The sequence below is a fragment of the Peribacillus simplex genome (genome assembly GCF_900156045.1).
In the GTDB taxonomy this organism is placed as follows: Bacteria; Bacillota; Bacilli; order Bacillales; family DSM-1321; genus Peribacillus; species Peribacillus simplex_D.
The window spans coordinates 94179-115467 of record NZ_FTMX01000003.1 but is presented as its reverse complement, the minus strand read 5'-3'; the positions used below and the strand labels follow the sequence as shown (position 1 = coordinate 115467).

Below are 21289 nucleotides of genomic sequence, written 5' to 3'. Positions count from 1 at the left end.
AGAGGCATGTTGGTTAAATCAGATGTATGCATAGTCGGATCAGGACCTGGAGGAGCCCTGCTGGCCTACCTATTGGCCAAGCAGGACATTTCAGTCGTATTGCTTGAGAGGCATTCTGAGGTTTCAAGGGAGTTCAGGGGCGAGTTCTTGAACGAAGAAGGAGAGGGCATTCTTAAAAAGCATGGTTTATTCGAGAGTGTGGAAAGACTAGGCTTGCTTAGGATGGAACAAATTGAATATTGGAATGACGGCCAAATATTCAAAAGGATTTTCCCTGAATGGCCTGTCGATCATGTTGGTATACATGTCCCTCAAAATCATCTGCTTACAGCTATATTGAATGAAGCCGAAAAGCTGGACTCTTTTCAATTGATGATGAATACGAGGGTTACGGACTTGATACAGAATGAAATGGGCCGTTTTACGGGTGTCAAGGCCCGAAATGGCGGAAATGACCTGGAAGTGCAAAGTTCATTGATAATCGGAGCGGACGGCAGATTTTCCATCGTTCGAAAAAAAGCGGGGATTCCAGTCGTGATTAAAAATCATGGTTATGATTTACTGTGGGCAAAAATTCCAGCCCCCGAGGGATGGAAGCCTTCGATCAAGATGGCATTGGTCAATGGCTCACAGGTTGCCCTCTTCACTCAGTCTGGAGGTTTCATCCAAATTGGCTGGAATATAGAACATGGTTCGTTCCCCCATTTGCGAAAACAGCATTTTGAGCCATTCATTGAAGATTTGCTTTTTGCCTTTCCTGAATTAAAAAAGGTTGTGAGTGAAAATATCCGCTCTTGGCATGACTTCATTTTATTGGATGTTTACAGCAGCTATTGTGAAACATGGACAAAGGATGGCGTTGCTTTATTAGGTGATGCAGCCCATACGATGACACCTACAGGTGCGTTTGGACTCAATTGTGCCATGAAGGATGCCGATATATTAGCCGAGCTTATTTCTGGATGCATCCGGCAGGGGGATATTGGTTTCCTTGGGCTTAAAATGGCTGAGCCAAAAAGAAAAGCCGAAATTGAAAGATTACAGGCCATTCAGGTGGACAAGGAAATTTCCTTCGCATCACAGTTTGCCGCCGCTTATGTTTGAATGGGAGTGAAGGATATGAAATTCGGTTTTGATATTGACGATACCCTTATTAACTTGAGGGAGTTCGCGTTCCATCTTTATAATGAAAAGCTTAATACGAACATAGAGATAACGAAATTCAGAGCTTTAAAGACTTTGGAGATCCATGAAGCTTTCGGGCTTGATAAAGAGGCTGGAGGCAAGATGTGGAACAGCCTTGCCGAGGAAGTGTATTATTCATCCTGTCCAGCCTTCGAGGGCGCAGTGGAAACGCTGCAGGAGCTTGAACGCGATGGTCATGAAATCTATTACATCACCGCCAGAAAAGCTGAGCATGGTGAACGGACGAAAAAATGGCTGATTGAAAACGGCTTTCCGGTTAAGGATGACCACTTTTACTGCGGTATGAAGGATCATGAAAAAATTGATACGATCCGCAAATTGGAATTGGATTATTATTTTGATGATAAACCGGCAGTGCTGGAAACTTTATTGGATCTTCCGACGAAAGTGTATGCAATGGATAACTCCTATAATAGGGAATTGGATATTCCAAGATTGACAAGCTGGCTTGAATTAAAAGAAATCCTCTCCAAATAATACAATTCACATTATTGACGGATGACTTGATAGACTTGGGTCATCCTTTTTTTGTATACTGATATGAATAGTGATTCATTTTTTTGATGTACATGGCAAGAAAAAACATGAGAGTTGGGGGTAATGGGATGGAGAGAAATATTGAAAAGTCATTGATAGGCACGCTTGGGATAGAAATGAAAGAAGTCGGTGATGGGAAAGTCATTGCAACGATGCCTGTGGATGAACGGACTAGGCAGCCTTATGGTTTATTGCATGGGGGAGCATCCGTTGCCCTTGCCGAATCTGTTGCAAGTTTTGGCGGCATGCAGCTGGTGGATAGTGCAAAACAAGCTGTCGTCGGCCTTGAAATCAATGCCAATCATGTAAGGGGCGTCCGTTCCGGTTTTGTTACCGCAGAAGGGAACATCATCCATCGCGGGAGGACGACGATGGTGTGGGACGTGAAAATCCGTGATGAAGAGGATCATCTTATCTGCGTTTCACGCTGTACATTGGCCGTTATCGACTTACCAAAGCCAAAGTGAATCTAAGGAACAATCGCAATAAAGCTGGATAATGATTCTACAATGTCCGGTTTAATTATAAAATGGCAGAAGATTATTGTATGAAAAGAGGTTTTTTTATGCTGATTGGTCATATACAAGAAATCACCCGTCATCCTGTAAAATCATTCACTGGTGAACAGGTACAGAAAACGAGGGTGATGGATTATGGACTATATGGAGATCGCAGTCATGCCTTTAAAGGCAAAAATGGGAAGTTCCTTACGATAACCCAAGTCCCGGAAATGGTCCGTTATCAAGCTGCTTTTGCCGGTGAGGAAACCCTTGGCCAATATCCGGAAATCAAGGTGAAGACACCAACAGGACAGGTGCTGACATGGGGAGAGGAAGCCTTTCAGGAGGAAATGGAGCGGTTGTTGAAACAGGAGGCAGCACCAGTTGTTTATCATCCTGCACATATTCCGTTAGGTGCGATTGAAGAAGAAAACATCCTGCTTGTCAGTGATGCTTCGATTGGCGAATTGTCAAAGCTTTGGGGAAAAGAGCTGGATGGCAGGAGATTCAGGCAAAACTTGGTGCTATCTTTAGTGAACAAAACGCCCTTTTTAGAAGAGCAATGGTTCGGAAAAAGGATTCTAATCGGAAATGAAGTGGAATTGGAGATCAAAAGGCATTGTGAGCGCTGTATGATCATAACTGTCGATCCAAGTGATTCACACAGAGATCCATCATTACTGAAAACTGTCGTCAAGGAAAGGAACAATCATTTTGGCGTATATGCCTCGGTCATGCAAACAGGTGAAATCAGAGTGGGCGACCAGGTATTTTTAAAAGATTGAAACAGAAAAGAGCTGCTCCTGTATTCAGGGCAGCTCTTTTGCATGGCAGGGATCACCGGGTTTTCTTTAAATCATCCTGGACACTCCGATCCCACATTTTTACGCCAGTATGATAAGCCGAGCGCATGATTAAATGTCCGGCAACAGGACTGGTCATGAAGATAAAGATGATCGCGAGCACGACCCGGAAATCGAAATGGCCATGTTCATAGTAAAAATATAACAAGGTGCCGATCAGGATGAACATGATTCCAAGTGTCGAGCTCTTAGAGGCAGCGTGATTTCTGGTATAGACGTCGGGCAGCCGGATGATGCCGAAAGCCGAGACTAAAAAGAGAAAGACTCCCATTAATAGGAATAGGGCCGATAGGATTTCAACGATTGCGGTCATCTTCGATTATCTCCCCTTTCTCAAGGAATTTGGCGAAAGCGACCGTTCCGATGAAAGATAGGATCCCGAGCAGAAGAATGGCCTCCAGATATGCGCTTGTATCCATGACAATGGAGGCAAGTGCAACTATTGCGATAAGATTGATTCCCATTGCATCGAGTGCGATGACCCGATCCGGTACGGAAGGCCCTTTGATTAAACGGTATAAGAATCCAATCATGGAAAGCGAAACACCTAGCAACGCGATTTTAAGCATTAGATCGAACATTATTTGCCCACCTCCATAATCGCTTTTTCAAATGTATTCTTAATGCTGTCCACAGCCTCATCTTTGTCGGCAATATCCATCGCGTGGATATAAAGAATCCGATTATCTTCTGATACTTCAACGACAAGTGTTCCTGGTGTAAGTGTAATTAAATTTGATAGTATCGTAATTTCCCAATCCTTAGTCAGCACGGTTTCAAATGCGAATATGCCAGGTCTCATATCCAGGCTCGGTTTAAGCACGGCCTTAAGGACGCTAATGTTGGAAAGTATGAGTTCCCTTGCGAATATGAGGAGCAATAGAACGACGGCATTCACCCTTTTCAAATAAAAACGTTCATTGAAAAAATGACGGAAGACGAACATGATGCCTAGCCCCAATATATATCCGATGATAAAAGTGCTCCCGTTAAACTCATTTTTCAAAAACATCCAGATAACCGCAAGGAACACATTCAGTAAAATTTGGAATGACATCAGGCACTACTCCTTTAAAACCGCTTTGTTATAGATTTCGGGATTCATTAATGAATCCACAGCTTGTGTAATGAATGGGTAAATCGATTCGGTTCCCACTCCGAATAAAACGGAAATGATCACAAGTATGACGGCAGGGACCAGCATTTGATTAACCGTTTGATTAGTTAAGCCATAATCAGCTTTCGGAGTTCCCCAAAAGCCATTCATGAATATTTTCATGACGGAATATAGGACCATCAAACTTGAAAGTAAGACAATGGCCATTCCAAGGTAGGCCCCTTTTTCGGCAGCTCCCTGAAGAATCAGGAGCTTGCCGGCAAAACCGCTGAACGGAGGGATACCAGCCAATGATATGGCGGCTATGAAGAAGGTCCATGCAACGGCCGGGTATTGCTTGATCAAGCCGCCCATGTCCCGTAAATCATCCGATCCGCTGATTTTGATCATGATTCCCACCAGCAGGAAGAGTGCAGCCTTGATCAGCATGTCATGAATGATATATAGAATGGAGCCTGATAAAGCCTGTTCATTCATGACGGAGATGCCGAACAGGATAACCCCGACTGCGATGATGATATTGTAAATGATGATTTTTTTTACATCCCAATAAGCTATCGCACCAATGACACCGATGATGATGGTCAAGATTGCAAGTATCGCAAGGAAAGTATGGGTGAAATCCTGGTCATGATAAAACATGATTGTATAGCTCCTGAAAATGGAATATATCCCGACCTTTGTCAGCAATGCCCCGAATAGGGCCATCACTGGAATGGGTGGAGCATAATAGGACCCAGGAAGCCATTGGAAGAGCGGGAAAATGGCTCCCTTCAAACCGAATACGATCAGAAAGCCAATCGCTATCACCGAGACGATTCCAGGCTGGTGGACTTCCGCTATCCTTTGGCTGATGTCTGCCATGTTCAATGTTCCTAGAACTGAATAAAGGTACGCCACCATGATGACGAAAAAGGAAGAGGAAAGCACATTGACGATGATATACTTCAATGATTCCCTCAGCTGGATTTTCGTCCCTCCCAGTACAAGCAGCACGTAGGAAGCCATCAGCATGACTTCGAAGAAAACGAATAGATTGAAAAGATCCCCCGTAAGGAAGGCACCGTTTACACCAATCAGCAAAAATTGAAAAACAGGATAATAATAATGTCTTTCACGTTCCTCCCCTATGGAGTGAAACGAGTACAGCAGTATGGCCAATCCAATGATATTCGTGGTCAGTACCAGCAGTGAAGAAAGCATATCTGCGACGATCACGATCCCGAATGGCGCGTCCCAGCTGCCGACACCTAAAGTCAAGATCCCTTGAGTATGGACCGTAAACACCAGATAAAGGGAAATCGCAATTCCCATAAGAGAGGAAAAAAGGGATATCCCTCTTTGCAGCTTGATTTTTTTTGCAAAGAAAATGAGAAAGATGCCTGTGAAAAGCGGCCATAAAACAGGCATGAAAGTAAGATTATTCATTCGCTTCCGTACCTCTCATTTCTTCCATGTCATCCGTACCGAGTTCCTGGTAGGTCCGATAAGCAAGTACCAGCAGAAATGATGTGACCCCGAAACTGATGACGATCGCCGTCAAGATTAGCGCTTGCGGAAGCGGATCGACATAGGATGCAGCTTCATCACTCAGCAATGGAACGGAACCGCCTTTCAAACCGCCCATCGTCAAAATCAAAAGGTGGGCGCCGTGACTGAGCAGACCAGTACCGATTATGATTCTTAAAATGCTTTTGGAAAGCATTAAATATGTCGCACACATAAATAGTATTCCAATGACAATGGCCATTAAAAGTTCCATTATTCACTCTCTCCTATCGTTTGAATAATGGTCATCGTTACACCAACAACCACAAGATAAACTCCCAGATCAAAAAGTACCGCGGTATGAAGCGAAATGTGCCCAAGAAGCGGTACATCAATATAATGATAAACATGTGTCATGAGGGGCACCCCGAACACCAGCCCACCGGCTACGGTCAGGCTTGATATGAACAAGCCTGAACCGATCATTAACTTATAGTCAATCGGCAAGATGCCGGTAACGGTCTTAATGTCGAAAGCGAGCAACAGCAGGACTATGGCGGCTGATGTCATTAAACCCCCGACAAACCCGCCTCCTGGAGAATAATGCCCGCCTAAAAAGATGGCAACCGCGAACAGCAGGATAACAAAGGCGGCGACTTTCGTAACCGTTTGGAGAATCAGGTCATTTTGCTTCATGATTTATCTTTCCCCCCAGTCAAACGCAATTTGATCATCGCGAATATTCCGAGCGCAGCGATGGAAAGGACACTGATTTCAAACATCGTATCAAGTCCGCGGAAGTCTACGAGAATGACATTTACGACGTTTTTTCCGCCTGCTTCCTTATAAGCATTTTCAAGATAGTAATTTGATATGGAACCAAATAGTTTATTGCTATGTGCCGATAAGGCGATCAATGTCACGATGACTCCTACACCGATGGATATCAAGGCGTTATTCAACTTGAATGTCATCCGATCTTCCTTTCTGCTTGCCATTAACGGAAGGTGGAAGAAACAGAGCAAAAACAGGGATACCGAAATCGTTTCGATGACTAGTTGAGTCAGGGCTAAATCCGGTGCCCGCAGCAAAACGAAAAATAAGGAAATCGCATAACCGACCGCTCCTAAAATGATAATGGAAGTTAAACGGGATCTTGCAAACAGAATGGCGATCGAGCCAATCACGATGATCGCTGCTAATACCAATTCATATATGCCAATCGGGGCAAAATTCCCTGTATCCAATTTAAATGCATCCTTCCAATAGAGTGTAAAGCCCAATGAGAGAATGAAGAAAAGGAAGATTGACAGCAGATATGTCCGAATATAACCTGTCATTAAAAATTTCATGACGGAAGATGCTGAGCGTTCGAGCCCTCTAACCCCGTTATCATACATAGCATTCAGGGAGATACGCTCAGGAATCCACTGAGTGATCTTCTGCCACTTCGGGAGCGTTTTGTATAAAAGGATTCCAAATGCTATGATGCCGACGGTCATCCATACTTCAGTATTGAATCCATGCCAGAAGGCGATATGGACTTTGAAATCGGCCCCCGTCAAGCTTGGCTGTATGCCGGCAACCGCAGGTTCAATGATTCGTGAAGATAGCAAGTTTGGAAAAATACCGAAAACGATGACCAACGAAGCAAGGATGATCGGGGATATCAGCATCCCGACCGGTGCCTCGTGGGGCTTCTTGTCCAATAGTTGCAACTGAAGTTTGCCTGTAAAGGGTTTGAGCACGACGATCATGCTATATATAAAAGTGAATACACTGGCTACCCATGCCACCACAGGGAAAAGGACCCCCCATGTCTCCATATTGAAGATATTCAATTCCAATACATTCACCATGCTGGCCAAGAACATTTCCTTGCTCAAAAAACCATTGAAGGGCGGAAGTCCGGCCATTGAAAAAGCACCTATGACAGCGACCGTGAAAGTGATCGGCATCAACTGCATCAATCCGCCAAGCTTTCTGATATCGCGTGTACCGGTTTCATGGTCAATGATGCCTGCAACCATGAAAAGGCTGCCTTTAAAGGTCGCATGATTAATCAAGTGGAAAACTGCAGCAACCGTGGCTGCCAAGTATATATTTTCCCCAAAAGATTCATAGTGAAGGGCCGCCGCACCAAGTCCCAAAAGCGACATGATCAATCCGAGCTGACTGATGGTGGAAAAAGCGAGAATCCCCTTTAAATCAGTCTGCTTGATTGCAGAGAATGAGCCCCAGAACAGGGTGATTAATCCGGCGATCGAAACGAGCCAGAACCATAATCCCGATTCTGCAAAAACAGGGCTTAATCGGGCTACCAAATAAATTCCGGCCTTGACCATTGTGGCGGAATGAAGGTAAGCACTGACCGGTGTCGGGGCTTCCATCGCGTCAGGCAGCCAGATATGGAACGGGAACTGTGCGGATTTGGTGAACGCGCCAAGCAGCACAAGCAAAAGTGCAGGAATGAAGAGCGAGTGGTCCATAAGTTCCCCGCTTTGGGCAATCAGTTCACGAATGCTGAATGTGTTCCCCATAATGGAAAGGAGAATGATGCCGCCAAGCATGCTTAAGCCGCCAAGCACAGTGATCAGCAGGGATTTCTGCGCCCCATAACGTGAACGCTCCCTTTCATTCCAATATCCTATCAATAGAAAAGAAGATAAACTCGTGAATTCCCAAAATGTATAAAGGACAATTAGATTATCGGATAGGACGACACCAAGCATCGCTCCCATGAAAAGCAAAAGGAAGACGTAAAATTGGTTCAGCTTTTCCTTCTCTTTCGATAAATAGAAAATTGAATACAGAACGACGAGCGAACCTATACCTGTAATGAGCAAGGCGAACAAAAGCCCTAGTCCATCTACATAGAAATCAACATGAATTCCGAGAGAAGGAATCCATGTAGCGCTCTCCATAATGTTATCCCCTTGTTTGGTCAAGGAAATGAACCTTGAAAAATAGGTGAAAAGGAGAATCGGTAAAATCAGTACAAACCATCCTGTATGTATTTGTCGAAATAGTTTGTATAATATTGGTACAATAATTGCTAATAGAAACGGTGATAATACCGCCCAATGAAGTAAAGACATAAAATCCCCCCTTTTTTAAAACGAAGTCAGTCGTCTTATTATGCTTTTTTTGACCAATCCTAGACGTTAGGAAATCTTCGCTGAATATGTAATTTTTTATCGAATGCTTGCCTCGCTTAAAAGTATAACGCAATTTATGTGGGTTTGCATGGCTTTGAAAACGGTGAAGGCCAACTTGAATGAAGTTTTATATATAGGTAGAAAAGGAGGGGAAACCGACCTGAAAAATTTATTAAAAAATTTTTTTCGGTGACTTTAGTAATGGCACGCGCTGGCTGATAGTTTCCATCATTGAAGGAAGTATAGGCATTCGTCAGTTCAAGGGGACTCATGCCATATTCGAATCCGCCTATGGACGAACTTGTATGGTGGTCTTTTTTGCTTACCTTTTAAAGTCGAAAGCATCCAGGTACTTGAAACTCGTTTCCACCCCCGTCTTTTCAAAAAGCCTTATGGCGGGTGTGTTATAGGATTGAGCGAATGCATTTCTTAGTGTGACCATTCCGTAGCTGTCGCCGCTATAGTTCTTTGGGCAATAGCTATTGCTGCAATAGCTTGCTCCGCTAACGAGCTGATTGATGTCAGCATTCGTTTCTTCTAAATAGGTAGCATAATCGAGAAGTGGCTTAATGGCTGAGCCTGGATGCCTATAGCTTTGGTATGCCCGATTGAAAGAATTTTTTTTATAATCCTTTCCCCCAATCAAAGAGACAAGCTCGTGCGTATGATGCTGTATAACCACTAAAGCTCCCTTGATATCATTGACACTAATTTTTGATTGAACTACAGTCGTTGACTGTGTTTGCAGTTAGTATCGAGGGCGGTATGGATGGTTACACCGGAATTCAAAAGCTTTTTTACCTTTTCATCCAGCACGGCTTCCGCCTGCTTACGTATAGCGACATCGGGACTTTGAGGAGATTTGTCGAGACCCTGGTGGGATGCAACCAGGTTTTTCAATTCCTGATGAACATACGTCACGTAATCGTGATATAAGTCGACGGGGGTGGACAAGTCTAATTTAATCGTACTTTTGATAAGCTTTTCGTACTCGTCCTGTTTTAAATCACCTTCGGCCACCATTTTGTTTCAGTAATCTCTCCTGACGATTTTTCATAGCATCGAAATGTTTAAGAGGATTATAGTTTTCCGGATTATTAGGGATTGCGGCCAGGAAGGCAAGTTCCGCCTTGGATAACTCTCCAGTCGGTTTACTGAAATAATACTGGGAAGCCGCTTCGATTCCATAAGCTCCATTACTGAAATATATGGCATTCAAATACAGCTCCATGATTTCCGGTTTTGATTTTTTCCTCTCTATCTGATAGGCGTAAATGAGATGACTGAGTTGTCGGTCATACGTCCTATCATGTGAGAGATAAACATTCCTGGCGAGTTGCTGGGTAATGGTACTGCCGCCTTGTTCGATTGTTTTATTTTGTGAATTGATAAGAAGCGCCCTGCTTATGCCGGATATGTCAACGCCTGCATGATCATAAAATTTCTGAGCCTCTGTAACGATGAACAGGTTTTCCAGGAAAAGGGGGATGTCTTCAAGTTTTTCTCACCAGTGGAAAATTTCACTGATGACCTTTCCATTTGCGGCCTTCATGTAACTATTCTGAGCCAGTTTTATCGATTCAATGGGAATTCGCTCGTCGAGTACATGATAGGGAGATTGCGCTAAGGACCACTCCTGATAAGAAAGGAAAATGAAAAGGATCGATATGGGAACTAAGGGGAAAATCGTGATATAACCAAGATACGTGCGCATAGTTCAACTTCCTAACAAATATATTTTTAGTATGTCCTTGGATTGAAGGGATGAAAAAATGGTACTTTTGGTTCATTCATCCATAATAATCCAAATAATGTAGACGATAAATATTTTTGGGTAAATTAGGTATATGTCAGGATCGGTATCCGGATGGTGTATTACGATTCCAAGAAAATAACTTTCTAAATCTTCTGTTATAATGAGAAAAAACCATTTTTTGTTTATATGTTGATGTCAAGAATATGAAGGGGGTCATAAAAATGGAGGAACAACAGCAATTTGTATTCATTGATTTTGAATTTACGATGCCGGAAGGAAAAGCCAATCCAGTAGGGTTTTATCCGGAAATCATTGAGGTTGGTTTAGTCACCGTCATTAATGAGACCATTCAGGAACAATTCTCATCTTTTGTTAACCCAATGAAATTTCCAGTTTTGACGGGAAGATGCAAGAAGTTCTTGAACATTGCACAGGATCAGGTGGACCGGGGGATTTCATTTGAAGAGCTGGTCACTTTATTGAAGAAAATAGATGAGCAGCACCCGACGACGATTGTTACATGGGGAAATATGGACATGAAGGTGCTTCGCCAGAACTGTCAGAAAGCAGGGTTGGATTTCCCTTTTTCAGGGAAACAAATTGATCTTTGCCTGGAGTATAAACGCTTTTTCGGGGATCAAAACCAAACCGGACTTTGGAAAGCTGTACAGGCCTATGGCAAAGAAGGGACAGGCAAGCATCACAGGGCGCTGGATGATGCCATTACGACATATAATATCTTTAAGTTAGTAGAGAAAGATAAAAGTTATATGAAAAATCATGAACCGACGACAATTGGCGATCGCATTGATTTATCAAAGGTATTGAATCATTTAGCGTTATAAAAGCCAAATCATATACTACTGATTTGGCTTTTATCATGCTTTATTTGAAATAGTCTGCCGCTAGATCTTCAAGCAACTGTAAGCTTTTATCATTCCACTCTGTATGGGCTTCGCTTAAAGTGCTTTTCATTTTCTCAACAGCTTCTCTTAAGGATTCCTTATAATCAGGAATCTCCTCATCAAAGTTCCTTACCATGTTCTTTGGTACATTGGTTTGCTCCCGGAATGCAAGAGCACGCCGCTGATGGAACATGGACACTTCCGTTTGCTTAGGGTTATGAAGATCTCCCTGCATGGGATGCTTCAATACAGCCAACACTTTAACAAGATATGCAGCAGGTCTGATATCGGTGACTTCCCCGATGTATTTTCCAGTTTTATATATGGCGGTGACCCTATCGCCGATTTTAAAATCCTGTTCTGACATTTCCCTACCACCTTTCTTTTAACTTCCTTCATGATACATAAGAACAACGATTTTTCACAGCGAATTTGTTCAATTTCGTAAAGATGCTTTTTTTATGAAAATCGTGTAAAGTGTACAAATGAAGATGAAAAATGGTGTTTCATGCCATTTTATTTTTAAAAAGAAAGAGGTTATGTACCATGACAAACTTTCCACAATTAACAAGTGAAGTTTTGGAAAATGAAAAAGCGGTCATCATGCAAACGACGATGGGCGATATTAAAATTAAACTATTCCCTGAACTGGCTCCAAAGACAGTGGAGAATTTCTTGACACATGCTGAAAACGGTTATTACGAAGGAATCATCTTCCACCGTGTCATCAAGGATTTCATGCTTCAAGGAGGAGATCCGACAGGGACTGGAATGGGTGGAGAAAGTATCTGGGGCACTACATTTGAAGACGAGTTCTCCATGCAATTATTCAATTTGCGCGGAGCTCTTTCCATGGCTAATGCAGGCCCGGGAACAAACGGCAGCCAATTCTTCGTCGTACAAGCACCGCATGTGGACAGCAGGATGGGTGAGCAAATGAAGCAAGCAGGTTATCCGGAGGAAATCATCAGTGCTTATATGGAACAAGGAGGCACACCATGGCTGGATCATAAACACTCTGTTTTTGGACAAGTGGTCGAAGGCATGGACGTTGTTGATACGATTGCTAACGTGGAGACAGTTGCGGGAGACAAGCCAGCAGTGGACGTAGTCATTAAAGGGATCACCATTCTATAATATAAAAGAGAAGCGGGGGGCTTATTGCCTCTCGTTTTTTTAGGTTTTAGTGGATTAGGCCCACTAGTGGATTGTTCTGGTAATTGATATAATGGGATAATGCAGTTTAATTCCCTATCAGGAAGGATGTATCGGATGGACTTTCTCAATCATGCGTTACTGGGTTTGTTTCTTTACTTTCCAGAAGACAAGACTGAATATATCTCGGCTGGTATAACTTGCTTCATTTTTTTAGTGGCGGCCGTTTTGACGATGAGGGCAATTATAAGATATTCAAAGAAGGAAGAAATGAAAACCAAGCAATTCGAAGATGAGGTCACCAGAAGGAACCAGCGAATTAAGGATGATACCATTTCTTGATCCCGGAAGTGCCGTGCATCGCGAGCCCCGTTTTTTAATATTGATTATCTGAATATGAATGGTATTATGTTTTGTTAGAAGGTCGTGAAGAATTAAATGTTCCCTTATCAGCATAAGCATTTTATACTATAAACATAGAGATAGAAATTTTGGGGGCGTAATTGGTTATGCAAATCATAGCGAAAAGAATGATTGCGGCAGATACGGTTAAGGATTTTTTCATTCAGCACTGGGAGACGACTCAAGTGGTTTTTTCACGAGGCTTGTTTCATTATGCGGAACTTGAGGGTGTTGGGGTGATGGACGAGAATGAAAAAATCGCGGGGTTGGGAACATACAAATTATCCGACCATGTTTGTCAGATCATCTCTTTGAATAGTGAGCATGAGAATCAGGGTGTGGGCTCATCGTTGCTTTATGTGATGGAAAATATCGCTAAGGAAAAAAATTGCCATACTATTAAAGCGATTACAACGAACGATAATTTACAGGCATTGAAGTTTTTTCAAAAGCGTGGTTATGTCATTTCGGAAATCGTTAAAAATGCCGTTGAAGAATCACGGAAAATCAAGCCCGAAATACCATTTTACAGTTTTGATGGAATTCCGATCAGAGACGAGATAATATTGGAGAAATACTTATAATAGGGTGTAATTCACCTGGATTTTGATAGGGGGAATAGGGATGTTCAAGAAAATGGCGGCGGATGCCCTTGGTCTTAGTGATATTGGAAGTGTGATTAATCCTACCGATTATGACAAGGTGGATGCAGATGATTATATCATGCATGAAGATGGGGAAAAAATTTATTTCCTGATCAAATCTAAAACCGATGAGTATTGTTTTACGAATCAAGCGTTCATACATTTGGACGGCACAAGTGCCATAAGCAAAAAGCGTACACTTACAAGATATAGCTACAGCCAGCATAATATTTCCAACGCTACGCTTGAAACCGCAGGGACCGTGGATTTGGATGCGGAAATTAAATTTTCGATCGGGGCGAAGACTTTCTCGATTGATGTCCATAAGAAATTCATTGAAGAATTAAAAGACTTATTCAAATCACTCGTGAAAATATCGGAAATTTGCCATGAGAATGAGTATGCCCTTCAATATGCTCAGCAAAGCGTAAACCTTGCTTCTTCCACTTTGAACCAGGTTCGCACTGATGGAAGCCAAATGGCTGCAAGTTTCAAGGAAATTAATTCCGCAGCTTTCGAATGGTTGATGGATAGCCGGAAAAAGTACCATGTTAAAGATTTTGGCTATGTTTTTGAGAAATATATCAATAATTAAAAAAGGAGGCGGACACGGAATGTGTCCGCCTTCTTTTTTAATTGTTCAAATCACTCAAGCCAGGGCTATGTTCATTTGGCATATCCGGCATTTCAGGGACAGGGAATCCTTTTGGCGGATCGGTAACAGCAAGGTTTCCGCCATTTCGGCTCGGTGTCTCCCCTTTGAAAATCTCGCCGATTTGAGTTTGGTCCAACCGGAAGTTGAATTGGGCATTATGGTAGCCTAAATCCACATATTTGCGGCATTCAGGATATTTGTTCAAATCATAATTAGGTACAGGGAAGACTTTCCCCCAGTCAACCCCAAGAGTTTCTAATGCCTTGGCAAATGCATTTTGGTGGGCATTGTCGCGAACCATTAAAAATGCCAGTGTTTCGCGCATCGATTTATTGGAACTCATTTCATATATCCTGGACTTTTGCAGGACCCCCGTGGATTCAAGCATGACATTGTTCAAAAGGTTAGCCACAAGGTTTCCGTGATCATAAACCCATGATCCATTCCATGGATTTCCGCCAGCATCGACGGGAAGGGATGCTTTCGCACCAATGATGAAGTGATGGGGGTTTGCGCCGCCGTTGATGACTTCGTCCAATGGGGCGCCATCGCTAGCGGAATCCCCAGGCATATTCCCGCCAGCACCATTCAGAAGCTGGTTGATGGTTGATTGGACAAGTTCAATGTGGCTAAGTTCCTCCAAGAAAACTCCACGGAGTAAATCACGATATGGTTTAGCCTTGCCGCGGAAGTTTGCGCTTTGGAAAGAATACTGCATCATCGTCCGCATTTCACCAAATTGTCCTCCAAGCGTTTCCTGAAGTACTTTTGCTGCATTCGGATCAGGCTTATCGGGAACAATCATATTGATTAAGTCTTCTTTATAGAAATACAATTGGATGCCCTCCTTGGAGTTAATATTTCTAAGTTAGCTTCTGTTATCTGAAATAAATTATCCCTAAGGTAAAAAGTACCTTTATGGAATGGCGGGATGAGAGAAATACTAGAGGGAAGAACGATTTTGAAAGGATGTTGCACATGCTATCCAATCAGCAGCTTAAAGAATTTCAACAGCAATTGCAGCAATCGAAGCAAGAGTTGGAAGAGCGATTAAATGATTCAGGCAACTACGATTTAAGAAGAAGTTTGGAGGATTCGACAGGTGAGTTATCGAGTTACGATAATCATCCCGGAGATGAAGGAACCGAGTTATATGAACGGGAAAAGGATTTGGCCCTTTCCGAGCATGATCGCGATGAAATAAGGGATATTGAACGAGCGCTTTCCGCCATCGAGGCAGGTGAGTATGGAAAGTGTGAGGTTTGTTCAAAGGAAATACCTCTTGAACGTTTGAAAGCCATTCCTACCACGACTTATTGTGTCGAGCACACCCCATCACAGGAAACTTCGGACAATCGGCCGGTGGAAGAGGAGGTCCTGGGACCTCCATTTGGAAAGTTCGATTATGATGACCGTCACGAATCGGTTGCATACGATGCGGAGGATTCTTGGCAGGATGTTGCCAGTTATGGAACATCTGAATCGCCATCCGATTTTGTAAATCCGCCAAACGATTACGAAGATATGTATGTCGAGTCCGAAGAAAATATCGGATATGTCGAAGATTATGAAAATTTCGTGGGTGTCGATATATACGGTAAAGAGATAACGGTTTATCCGAACTCCCAATATCAAGAATTGAAGGAAGAACTTTTTGAAGAAAATATTCAAACCTCGTTTGGGGATTTGCCTCGATATGAGCATGATCCTTATGTCGATGAAGAAAAAGATTGAAAAAGAAGAACCAGGATTCTAGGCCTGGTTCTTCTTTTATTTATGAAAACGCCAATTTCAAACGGTTTAGCCCATCCATCAGGACGCTGCGTGAACAACCGAGGTTCATTCGGACGAAACCTTCTCCGCCAGGTCCGTATTTAGAACCAGGCTCCAATGCGAGCTTCCCTTGATGGATCAGTCGATCCTTAATTTCCTTGTCGGTCAATCCAAGGTCACGGCAGTCAATCCATAAAAGGTAAGAGGCTTCCGGATGCATGACATGCAGTGAAGGAATTTCAGCAGCAATGAATTCCTCTGCCACTTTTATATTTTCCTCAATGTAGCCAATCATGTCTTCAAGCCATTCCAGGCCCTCTCGATACGCGGCTTCCATTGCTGTTAAGGCAAAGATGTTAAGACCATGGAAGGCCAGTTTCGTTTGCGCCTTTTGCAGTTGCTTCTGCAATTTTTCATTACTGGCGATCAGGAATGAAGCCTGAAGGCCGGCAATATTGAATGTTTTGCTTGGTGCCATCAATGTAACGGTTATGTCCGCTAAATTTTTTGAAAGTGAGCCGATCGGATAATGCCTTGATGATTTATGGAATAAGTCGGCGTGTATCTCATCACTGACGATGACTACATTATATTTTTCACATAACTCCCCGATTCGTAACAGTTCGTCCTTTGCCCAAACGCGTCCGCCAGGGTTATGCGGACTGCAAAAAAGGAATAGCTTCACTCCGCCTTTCAGCTTGTCCTCAAAATCAGTGAAATCAATCTCGAAGCGGTCCTCTTTCATGATAAGGGGACTATTGACCACTACCCGGTCATTATTTTTGATCATATCAAAAAATGGGGTATAGACTGGAGATTGTAACAATATTTTATCGCCTGGGTTCGTGAATGCTTGGATCGTTGTACCGATTGCAGAAACGACGCCAGAGCTAAATGAGATCCACTCTTTATCGATTTGCCAGGAGTGCCGGTCTTTAAGCCAACTTTGAATTTCGGTAAAAACCGTTTCAGAAGGGACCGTATAGCCGAAAATTGGATGGTTCAAACGTTCCATCAATGCCTTTTGAATGCCCTCAGGAGATGGGAAGTCCATATCGGCAACCCACATCGGGAGAACATCTTCGCGCCCGTACAATGATGTGAGCGAGTTTTTATCCCATTTTGCAGACCCTGAATTTTCCCTGTTTATTTGTTCTTCGAATATTGACTTGTTCAAAATATCCACCACCGAATAAAATTTGTCATTTCGCGAAAAGCCTGTTGTTATGATACTATGAAATCATGTTCTTTGAAAATATTGAGCAGGTGATGATTAAATGGATACACAGCAAATGAATTTAGCGTTGGTTGCCGTTTTACAAGAATGGGACCCATTCAAAATAGGATGGGATTTTTATGAGCCCGAAATTGCAGATACGGTCGTAGCGATCCGAGATATAGATGAACCAAAGGTACTGGCGGAAAAAATAAAATCCATTTACGAGTTCTCGTTCGATGAATCCGTTCAGATGGAAAAGTGCCTGGAAGTTGCAAAAAAGCTGCTCATCATAAAAAATGATGCCAGCTGTTCGATCTAAGGTGAAAAAGGGTGTACCCAGAAATCAGGGGCACCTTTTTTACGTTGTTTTTTGCTCCATACTCATAGTTTGTGCCGTTGACTTGTAGTTTGTGCGGTTTACTCGTAAGTTTGGCGGTTTACTCGTGAGTTTGCGCGATTTACTCGTGAGTTTGCGCGATTTACTCGTGAGTTTATGCCGTTTACTCGTGAGTTTGTGCGGTTTACTCGTGAATTTGCGCGATTTACTCGTGAAATGGATTTTACTCGTAAGTTTGCGCAATTTACTCGTGAGTTTGTGCGGTTTACTCGTGAATTTGTGCGGTTTACTCGTGAGTTTGCGCGATTTACTCGTGAGTTTGTGCGGTTTACTCGTGAGTTTGCGCGGTTTACTCGTGAAATGGCTTTTACTCGTAAGTTTGCGCAATTTACTCGTGAGTTTATGCGGTTTACTCGTGAGTTTGCGCGATTTACTCGTGAGTTTGCGCGGTTTATTCGTGAGTTTGTGCGGTTTACTCGTGAGTTTGCGCGGTTTACTCGTGAGTTTGTGCGGTTTACTCGTGAATTTGTGCGGTTTACTCGTGAGTTTATGCCGTTACTCGTGAGTTTGTGCGGTTTACTCGTGAGTTTGTGCGGTTTACTCGTGAGTTTGCGCGGTTTACTCGTAAGTTTGCGCAATTTACTCGTGAGTTTATGCCGTTTACTCGTAAGTTTGCGCAATTTACTCGTGAGTTTATGCCGTTTACTCGTGAGTTTGCGCGATTTACTCGTGAGTTCCATCCATTTACTCGTGAATTACGTTGGGGCGACCACTCCAATAAACCCTTTAATTAATTGATACACTTCTTCCGGCTTCTCCTCTGGAAGAAGGTGCCCGGTATCCTCAAGTACAACAAGCTTGGAATTAGGCAGGTCTTCATGGAGCCTTTGGCCAATATTCAATGGCACCACTCGATCATGCCTTCCCCAAATAAGCAGGCATGGTGTATGAATATCACTAAGGTCCTCCTTCAACAAATCGACTTCCTTATCTCGAAGCATCCTACCTAATGCCCGGAAAATATCATGCTTCTTTATGAATGGCCCTAGATATCCCTGCCGCATTTCATCGTCGATCATGGCCGGGTCATGGACGACATTTTTCAAATTCTTTTCGATACCTGATTTTTGTAGATACCGTTTTATACCGAAAGAAAAGAAAGGCAGGTAACTGACCATCTTCATTTTCTCCGAATAGCCAGGCTGATAGCCTGAACCGGCAAGAAGAATGGCATGTTCGACAAGGTCAGGATATGATTTGATGAGCTGAAGGGAAATCTGCCCGCCCATGGAATGGCCGATGATGCTGAATTTCCTGATGTCTTTTCCCTCTAAGAACATAACGACTGACTTAGCGATGTTCCGGAATGAATATGTATATCGATAATCTTTTCCGCTTTGCCCGAATGGCGGGAGGTCTATGGAAATCACATTATATTCCTTGATTAAATAGGGCACTAATTTACGGAAACTGAAGCTCGACGACAAAAATCCATGAAGCAGGACAAGGGTGGGGAGGGAATTATCGATTCGGTCATATTCGAAATAGATATCCATATTACCCACCCGTTCGACACCTTTGATTGTATGACTTTCCATATAAGCTCCTCCTCCGTTATTGGTCAATAACCGTGCTTCCCTTAAAATCCCAAAAAAGGTCCTTTAATACTGTTGCATAACAGTAATTGTAATAATAACGATGAAAAAAGACAATTACTATAACAGGTCACCAACCAATTTTGATATAATAGTGTAAGTTTATCCTGACAGAATAGGACTTATTAAATTATATTGTCATATAGGTTTTTAAATAAAGTCTAATAAGGTAATTCGTGAGACTATCTGCCAGCCAAACCATCACATCTAAATTAGTGAATTCCAAAAGGGGGGTTTTCCAATGCACTTGAATGAAGAGGAATTGGAAGTCTTGAGAATCATTGAAAATAACAGCCGGATTGATATGAAGGATTTGGCTAAAATGACCGATCAATCAGAATCGGACATTGAAATTACTTTGAAGAAATTAGAAGATATGCGGGTCATAGTCCGTTATTTAACAGTCATTAACTGGGCTAAAGTGGATGAATACCACGGTGTCACAGCGATGATCGATGTAAAAGTCACTCCAAAACGCGGCGTCGGTTTCGATGAGGTCGCAAAAAGGATTTACAAATTCAAAGAAGTCCAGTCCGTTTATTTAATGTCTGGGGCTTATGATCTTTCGGTCATTGTCGAAGGACGTTCGATGAACGAAGTGGCAAGCTTTGTTTCGGAGAAACTTTCTACACTGGATTCCGTCATTTCTACGACGACTCACTTCATTATGAAAAAATACAAGCATGATGGCACAATTTTCGAACAAACTGAAGAAGATAAAAGGATAGTGGTGTCACCATGATTAAAACGAGTTATGTTTCAAAAACGATTGCAGAGCTTAAGCCATCAGGCATCCGCCGCTTTTTCGACTTGGCAGCCAATTTGGAAGGGGTCGTCTCCCTTGGTGTGGGTGAACCGGATTTCGTTACATCTTGGGCAGTAAGGGAAGCGGCGATCAACTCCTTGGAGGAAGGGTATACCTCTTATACCGCCAATGCCGGATTATATGAATTAAGGTCGGAAATCAGCGGGTATATGGAGAAGCAGTTCCATGTTTCGTATAGACCGGAGGATCAAATCATTGTCACGGTCGGAGCGAGCCAAGCCCTCGATATTGCCCTGAGGACCATCTTGAATCCGGGTGAAGAAGTCATTGTCGTCGAACCTTGTTTCGTCGCCTATGCACCGCTTGTGACCATGGCAGGGGGAATACCGGTCACGGTCCAAACATCCAAGGAAGATGACTTTAAGTTGACTCCCCAACAACTCGAGGCGGCGATCACGCCTAAAACGAAGGCCGTTTTAATCTGTTCACCGAATAACCCGACGGGAACCCAGCTTGGGCAGGAAGAATTAGTGATGCTTGCTGACATCGTTAAAAAGCATGACTTACTGGTGATTTCCGATGAAATATATGCAGAACTTGCTTATGATGAGACATTCACTTCTTTTGCTGCCATTGACGGCATGCTTGAGCGGACAATCGTCATCAATGGGTTTTCGAAAGGGTTTGCGATGACTGGATGGCGTCTTGGGTTCGTTTGTGCACCTAAGGAAATTTCCGAGGCGATGCTTAAGCTTCATCAATATGCGATGATGTGTGCGCCGACCGTTGCGCAGCATGCTGCATTGGAAGCTTTAAAGCACGGAATGCAGGATGTGGAGGAAATGCGTCGCAGTTATCGGAGAAGGCGAAATTATATCGTGAAATCATTTAACGAGATTGGACTGGATTGCCATAATCCTGGCGGGGCTTTTTATGCATTCCCTTCAATCGAGAAAACGGGGATGACTTCAATGGAATTTGCTGAAAAACTTCTGACGGAAGAACTTGTAGCCGTTGTGCCGGGTGATGTGTTCGGGGAAAGCGGTGAAGGTCATATCCGCTGTTCCTATGCATCCTCCATGGAACAGCTTCAAGAAGCGCTTAGAAGGATGGAACGTTTCATGAAGAACCATTGCAAATAAAAGCAAAAAAA

General features: G+C 43.0%; 28 protein-coding genes. 13 read left to right on the top strand and 15 right to left on the bottom strand.

Annotated features, from left to right (window positions below; genetic code table 11):
• Positions 1–6: 6 nt before the first annotated feature.
• The 4 genes from BW986_RS11940 (at position 7) to BW986_RS11925 (ending at position 3028) form a co-directional block, all read left to right on the top strand.
• Positions 7–1104 (top strand): FAD-dependent monooxygenase, encoded by a 1098-nt coding sequence (locus BW986_RS11940; protein ID WP_076368135.1) that lies wholly within the window; start codon positions 7–9, stop codon positions 1102–1104.
• A 15-nt stretch (positions 1105–1119) separates the two neighbouring features.
• Entirely contained in the window at positions 1120–1683 is a 564-nt protein-coding gene (locus tag BW986_RS11935) for a 5' nucleotidase, NT5C type (protein ID WP_076368134.1), read from the top strand.
• Between the two features lie 128 nt (positions 1684–1811).
• Positions 1812–2210 carry a hotdog fold thioesterase gene (locus BW986_RS11930; RefSeq protein WP_142244585.1) on the top strand — a complete coding sequence of 133 codons (399 nt, stop codon included), beginning with the start codon at positions 1812–1814 and terminating at the stop codon, positions 2208–2210.
• Positions 2211–2308: 98 nt separating this feature from the next.
• A complete protein-coding gene (locus BW986_RS11925; RefSeq protein ID WP_076368133.1) occupies positions 2309–3028 on the top strand; it encodes an MOSC domain-containing protein in 720 nt (239 codons plus the stop codon).
• A 52-nt stretch (positions 3029–3080) separates the two neighbouring features.
• Here BW986_RS11925 and mnhG read toward each other — a convergent pair whose 3' ends face one another.
• From mnhG to BW986_RS11870, 11 genes are all read right to left on the bottom strand, one after another.
• The gene (gene mnhG, locus BW986_RS11920) at positions 3081–3419 is read right to left on the bottom strand and encodes a monovalent cation/H(+) antiporter subunit G (RefSeq protein ID WP_076368132.1); all 339 of its coding nucleotides are present in this window, start codon (positions 3417–3419) and stop codon (positions 3081–3083) included.
• On the bottom strand, positions 3403–3675 hold the full coding sequence (locus tag BW986_RS11915) for a Na(+)/H(+) antiporter subunit F1 (protein ID WP_370023645.1): 273 nt from the start codon (positions 3673–3675) through the stop codon (positions 3403–3405). Before BW986_RS11915 ends, mnhG begins: the two co-directional genes overlap by 17 nt.
• 11 nt (positions 3676–3686) lie before the next feature.
• Positions 3687–4163: a Na+/H+ antiporter subunit E gene (locus BW986_RS11910; RefSeq protein ID WP_076368131.1), complete on the bottom strand. Its 477-nt coding sequence runs from the start codon at positions 4161–4163 to the stop codon at positions 3687–3689.
• A 6-nt stretch (positions 4164–4169) separates the two neighbouring features.
• Positions 4170–5651 (bottom strand): Na+/H+ antiporter subunit D, encoded by a 1482-nt coding sequence (locus BW986_RS11905; protein WP_076368130.1) that lies wholly within the window; start codon positions 5649–5651, stop codon positions 4170–4172.
• The gene (locus tag BW986_RS11900) at positions 5644–5985 is read right to left on the bottom strand and encodes a Na(+)/H(+) antiporter subunit C (protein ID WP_076368129.1); all 342 of its coding nucleotides are present in this window, start codon (positions 5983–5985) and stop codon (positions 5644–5646) included. The genes BW986_RS11905 and BW986_RS11900 overlap by 8 nt, the downstream gene beginning before the upstream one ends.
• Positions 5985–6407, bottom strand: a complete 423-nt coding sequence (locus BW986_RS11895; RefSeq protein ID WP_076368128.1) for a Na(+)/H(+) antiporter subunit B — start codon at positions 6405–6407, stop codon at positions 5985–5987. The genes BW986_RS11900 and BW986_RS11895 overlap by 1 nt, the downstream gene beginning before the upstream one ends.
• On the bottom strand, positions 6404–8809 hold the full coding sequence (locus tag BW986_RS11890; protein ID WP_076368127.1) for a Na+/H+ antiporter subunit A: 2406 nt from the start codon (positions 8807–8809) through the stop codon (positions 6404–6406). Before BW986_RS11890 ends, BW986_RS11895 begins: the two co-directional genes overlap by 4 nt.
• 382 nt (positions 8810–9191) lie before the next feature.
• A complete protein-coding gene (locus BW986_RS11885) occupies positions 9192–9551 on the bottom strand; it encodes a penicillin-binding transpeptidase domain-containing protein (RefSeq protein WP_076368126.1) in 360 nt (119 codons plus the stop codon).
• Between the two features lie 41 nt (positions 9552–9592).
• On the bottom strand, positions 9593–9892 hold the full coding sequence (locus BW986_RS11880; protein ID WP_076368125.1) for a hypothetical protein: 300 nt from the start codon (positions 9890–9892) through the stop codon (positions 9593–9595).
• A complete protein-coding gene (locus tag BW986_RS29285; protein WP_081395594.1) occupies positions 9876–10358 on the bottom strand; it encodes a biosynthetic peptidoglycan transglycosylase in 483 nt (160 codons plus the stop codon). The genes BW986_RS11880 and BW986_RS29285 overlap by 17 nt, the downstream gene beginning before the upstream one ends.
• Positions 10359–10373: 15 nt before the next feature.
• A complete protein-coding gene (locus tag BW986_RS11870) occupies positions 10374–10583 on the bottom strand; it encodes a hypothetical protein (RefSeq protein WP_076368123.1) in 210 nt (69 codons plus the stop codon).
• A 263-nt stretch (positions 10584–10846) separates the two neighbouring features.
• Here BW986_RS11870 and kapD point away from each other — a divergent pair, with 263 nt between their 5' ends.
• On the top strand, positions 10847–11470 hold the full coding sequence (gene kapD, locus BW986_RS11865) for a 3'-5' exonuclease KapD (RefSeq protein WP_076368122.1): 624 nt from the start codon (positions 10847–10849) through the stop codon (positions 11468–11470).
• A gap of 40 nt (positions 11471–11510) precedes the next feature.
• On the opposite strand, the gene kapB is transcribed toward kapD, so the two are convergent.
• Entirely contained in the window at positions 11511–11897 is a 387-nt protein-coding gene (kapB, locus tag BW986_RS11860; protein ID WP_076368121.1) for a kinase-associated lipoprotein KapB, read from the bottom strand.
• A 179-nt stretch (positions 11898–12076) separates the two neighbouring features.
• On the opposite strand from kapB, the gene BW986_RS11855 reads away from it, so the two are divergent.
• The 4 genes from BW986_RS11855 to BW986_RS11840 all read left to right on the top strand — a co-directional run bounded on the left by BW986_RS11855 (position 12077) and on the right by BW986_RS11840 (position 14326).
• The gene (locus BW986_RS11855) at positions 12077–12667 is read left to right on the top strand and encodes a peptidylprolyl isomerase (protein WP_076368120.1); all 591 of its coding nucleotides are present in this window, start codon (positions 12077–12079) and stop codon (positions 12665–12667) included.
• A gap of 135 nt (positions 12668–12802) precedes the next feature.
• Positions 12803–13027: a hypothetical protein gene (locus BW986_RS11850; RefSeq protein WP_076368119.1), complete on the top strand. Its 225-nt coding sequence runs from the start codon at positions 12803–12805 to the stop codon at positions 13025–13027.
• Positions 13028–13194: 167 nt separating this feature from the next.
• Complete coding sequence (locus BW986_RS11845) at positions 13195–13671, top strand: GNAT family N-acetyltransferase (protein WP_076368118.1); 477 nt, start codon at positions 13195–13197, stop codon at positions 13669–13671.
• Between the two features lie 40 nt (positions 13672–13711).
• Complete coding sequence (locus BW986_RS11840; RefSeq protein ID WP_076368117.1) at positions 13712–14326, top strand: PH domain-containing protein; 615 nt, start codon at positions 13712–13714, stop codon at positions 14324–14326.
• A gap of 37 nt (positions 14327–14363) precedes the next feature.
• On the opposite strand, the gene BW986_RS11835 is transcribed toward BW986_RS11840, so the two are convergent.
• Positions 14364–15221, bottom strand: coding sequence for a manganese catalase family protein (locus BW986_RS11835; protein ID WP_076368116.1), 858 nt, complete (start codon positions 15219–15221; stop codon positions 14364–14366).
• Positions 15222–15364: 143 nt separating this feature from the next.
• Here BW986_RS11835 and BW986_RS11830 point away from each other — a divergent pair, with 143 nt between their 5' ends.
• Positions 15365–16120: a TraR/DksA C4-type zinc finger protein gene (locus BW986_RS11830; RefSeq protein WP_076368115.1), complete on the top strand. Its 756-nt coding sequence runs from the start codon at positions 15365–15367 to the stop codon at positions 16118–16120.
• A 40-nt stretch (positions 16121–16160) separates the two neighbouring features.
• On the opposite strand, the gene BW986_RS11825 is transcribed toward BW986_RS11830, so the two are convergent.
• Positions 16161–17345, bottom strand: coding sequence for a MalY/PatB family protein (locus BW986_RS11825; protein ID WP_311316559.1), 1185 nt, complete (start codon positions 17343–17345; stop codon positions 16161–16163).
• A gap of 91 nt (positions 17346–17436) precedes the next feature.
• Here BW986_RS11825 and BW986_RS11820 point away from each other — a divergent pair, with 91 nt between their 5' ends.
• Complete coding sequence (locus BW986_RS11820; protein ID WP_076368113.1) at positions 17437–17697, top strand: DUF1871 family protein; 261 nt, start codon at positions 17437–17439, stop codon at positions 17695–17697.
• A 773-nt stretch (positions 17698–18470) separates the two neighbouring features.
• Here the strand turns inward: BW986_RS11820 and BW986_RS11810 are convergent.
• A complete protein-coding gene (locus BW986_RS11810; protein ID WP_076368111.1) occupies positions 18471–19313 on the bottom strand; it encodes an alpha/beta fold hydrolase in 843 nt (280 codons plus the stop codon).
• Between the two features lie 298 nt (positions 19314–19611).
• Between BW986_RS11810 and BW986_RS11805 the strand changes: the two genes are divergently transcribed.
• Both BW986_RS11805 and BW986_RS11800 read left to right on the top strand, forming a co-directional pair.
• Positions 19612–20112, top strand: a complete 501-nt coding sequence (locus tag BW986_RS11805) for an Lrp/AsnC family transcriptional regulator (protein ID WP_076368110.1) — start codon at positions 19612–19614, stop codon at positions 20110–20112.
• Positions 20109–21278 carry an aminotransferase gene (locus BW986_RS11800; protein ID WP_076368109.1) on the top strand — a complete coding sequence of 390 codons (1170 nt, stop codon included), beginning with the start codon at positions 20109–20111 and terminating at the stop codon, positions 21276–21278. The genes BW986_RS11805 and BW986_RS11800 overlap by 4 nt, the downstream gene beginning before the upstream one ends.
• Positions 21279–21289 lie beyond the last annotated feature (11 nt).

What these genes read in the sequence shown, in the direction of transcription:
- BW986_RS11940 (WP_076368135.1), top strand. Translation starts at nt 7, where the DNA reads ATGTTGGTTAAATCAGATGTATGCATAGTCGGATCAGGACCTGGAGGA.
- BW986_RS11935 (WP_076368134.1), top strand. Translation starts at nt 1,120, where the DNA reads ATGAAATTCGGTTTTGATATTGACGATACCCTTATTAACTTGAGGGAG.
- BW986_RS11930 (WP_142244585.1), top strand. Translation starts at nt 1,812, where the DNA reads ATGGAGAGAAATATTGAAAAGTCATTGATAGGCACGCTTGGGATAGAA.
- BW986_RS11925 (WP_076368133.1), top strand. Translation starts at nt 2,309, where the DNA reads ATGCTGATTGGTCATATACAAGAAATCACCCGTCATCCTGTAAAATCA.
- mnhG (WP_076368132.1), bottom strand. Translation starts at nt 3,419, where the DNA reads ATGACCGCAATCGTTGAAATCCTATCGGCCCTATTCCTATTAATGGGA.
- BW986_RS11915 (WP_370023645.1), bottom strand. Translation starts at nt 3,675, where the DNA reads ATGCTTAAAATCGCGTTGCTAGGTGTTTCGCTTTCCATGATTGGATTC.
- BW986_RS11910 (WP_076368131.1), bottom strand. Translation starts at nt 4,163, where the DNA reads ATGTCATTCCAAATTTTACTGAATGTGTTCCTTGCGGTTATCTGGATG.
- BW986_RS11905 (WP_076368130.1), bottom strand. Translation starts at nt 5,651, where the DNA reads ATGAATAATCTTACTTTCATGCCTGTTTTATGGCCGCTTTTCACAGGC.
- BW986_RS11900 (WP_076368129.1), bottom strand. Translation starts at nt 5,985, where the DNA reads ATGGAACTTTTAATGGCCATTGTCATTGGAATACTATTTATGTGTGCG.
- BW986_RS11895 (WP_076368128.1), bottom strand. Translation starts at nt 6,407, where the DNA reads ATGAAGCAAAATGACCTGATTCTCCAAACGGTTACGAAAGTCGCCGCC.
- BW986_RS11890 (WP_076368127.1), bottom strand. Translation starts at nt 8,809, where the DNA reads ATGTCTTTACTTCATTGGGCGGTATTATCACCGTTTCTATTAGCAATT.
- BW986_RS11880 (WP_076368125.1), bottom strand. Translation starts at nt 9,892, where the DNA reads ATGGTGGCCGAAGGTGATTTAAAACAGGACGAGTACGAAAAGCTTATC.
- BW986_RS11870 (WP_076368123.1), bottom strand. Translation starts at nt 10,583, where the DNA reads ATGCGCACGTATCTTGGTTATATCACGATTTTCCCCTTAGTTCCCATA.
- kapD (WP_076368122.1), top strand. Translation starts at nt 10,847, where the DNA reads ATGGAGGAACAACAGCAATTTGTATTCATTGATTTTGAATTTACGATG.
- kapB (WP_076368121.1), bottom strand. Translation starts at nt 11,897, where the DNA reads ATGTCAGAACAGGATTTTAAAATCGGCGATAGGGTCACCGCCATATAT.
- BW986_RS11855 (WP_076368120.1), top strand. Translation starts at nt 12,077, where the DNA reads ATGACAAACTTTCCACAATTAACAAGTGAAGTTTTGGAAAATGAAAAA.
- BW986_RS11850 (WP_076368119.1), top strand. Translation starts at nt 12,803, where the DNA reads ATGGACTTTCTCAATCATGCGTTACTGGGTTTGTTTCTTTACTTTCCA.
- BW986_RS11845 (WP_076368118.1), top strand. Translation starts at nt 13,195, where the DNA reads ATGCAAATCATAGCGAAAAGAATGATTGCGGCAGATACGGTTAAGGAT.
- BW986_RS11840 (WP_076368117.1), top strand. Translation starts at nt 13,712, where the DNA reads ATGTTCAAGAAAATGGCGGCGGATGCCCTTGGTCTTAGTGATATTGGA.
- BW986_RS11830 (WP_076368115.1), top strand. Translation starts at nt 15,365, where the DNA reads ATGCTATCCAATCAGCAGCTTAAAGAATTTCAACAGCAATTGCAGCAA.
- BW986_RS11820 (WP_076368113.1), top strand. Translation starts at nt 17,437, where the DNA reads ATGGATACACAGCAAATGAATTTAGCGTTGGTTGCCGTTTTACAAGAA.
- BW986_RS11810 (WP_076368111.1), bottom strand. Translation starts at nt 19,313, where the DNA reads ATGGAAAGTCATACAATCAAAGGTGTCGAACGGGTGGGTAATATGGAT.
- BW986_RS11805 (WP_076368110.1), top strand. Translation starts at nt 19,612, where the DNA reads ATGCACTTGAATGAAGAGGAATTGGAAGTCTTGAGAATCATTGAAAAT.
- BW986_RS11800 (WP_076368109.1), top strand. Translation starts at nt 20,109, where the DNA reads ATGATTAAAACGAGTTATGTTTCAAAAACGATTGCAGAGCTTAAGCCA.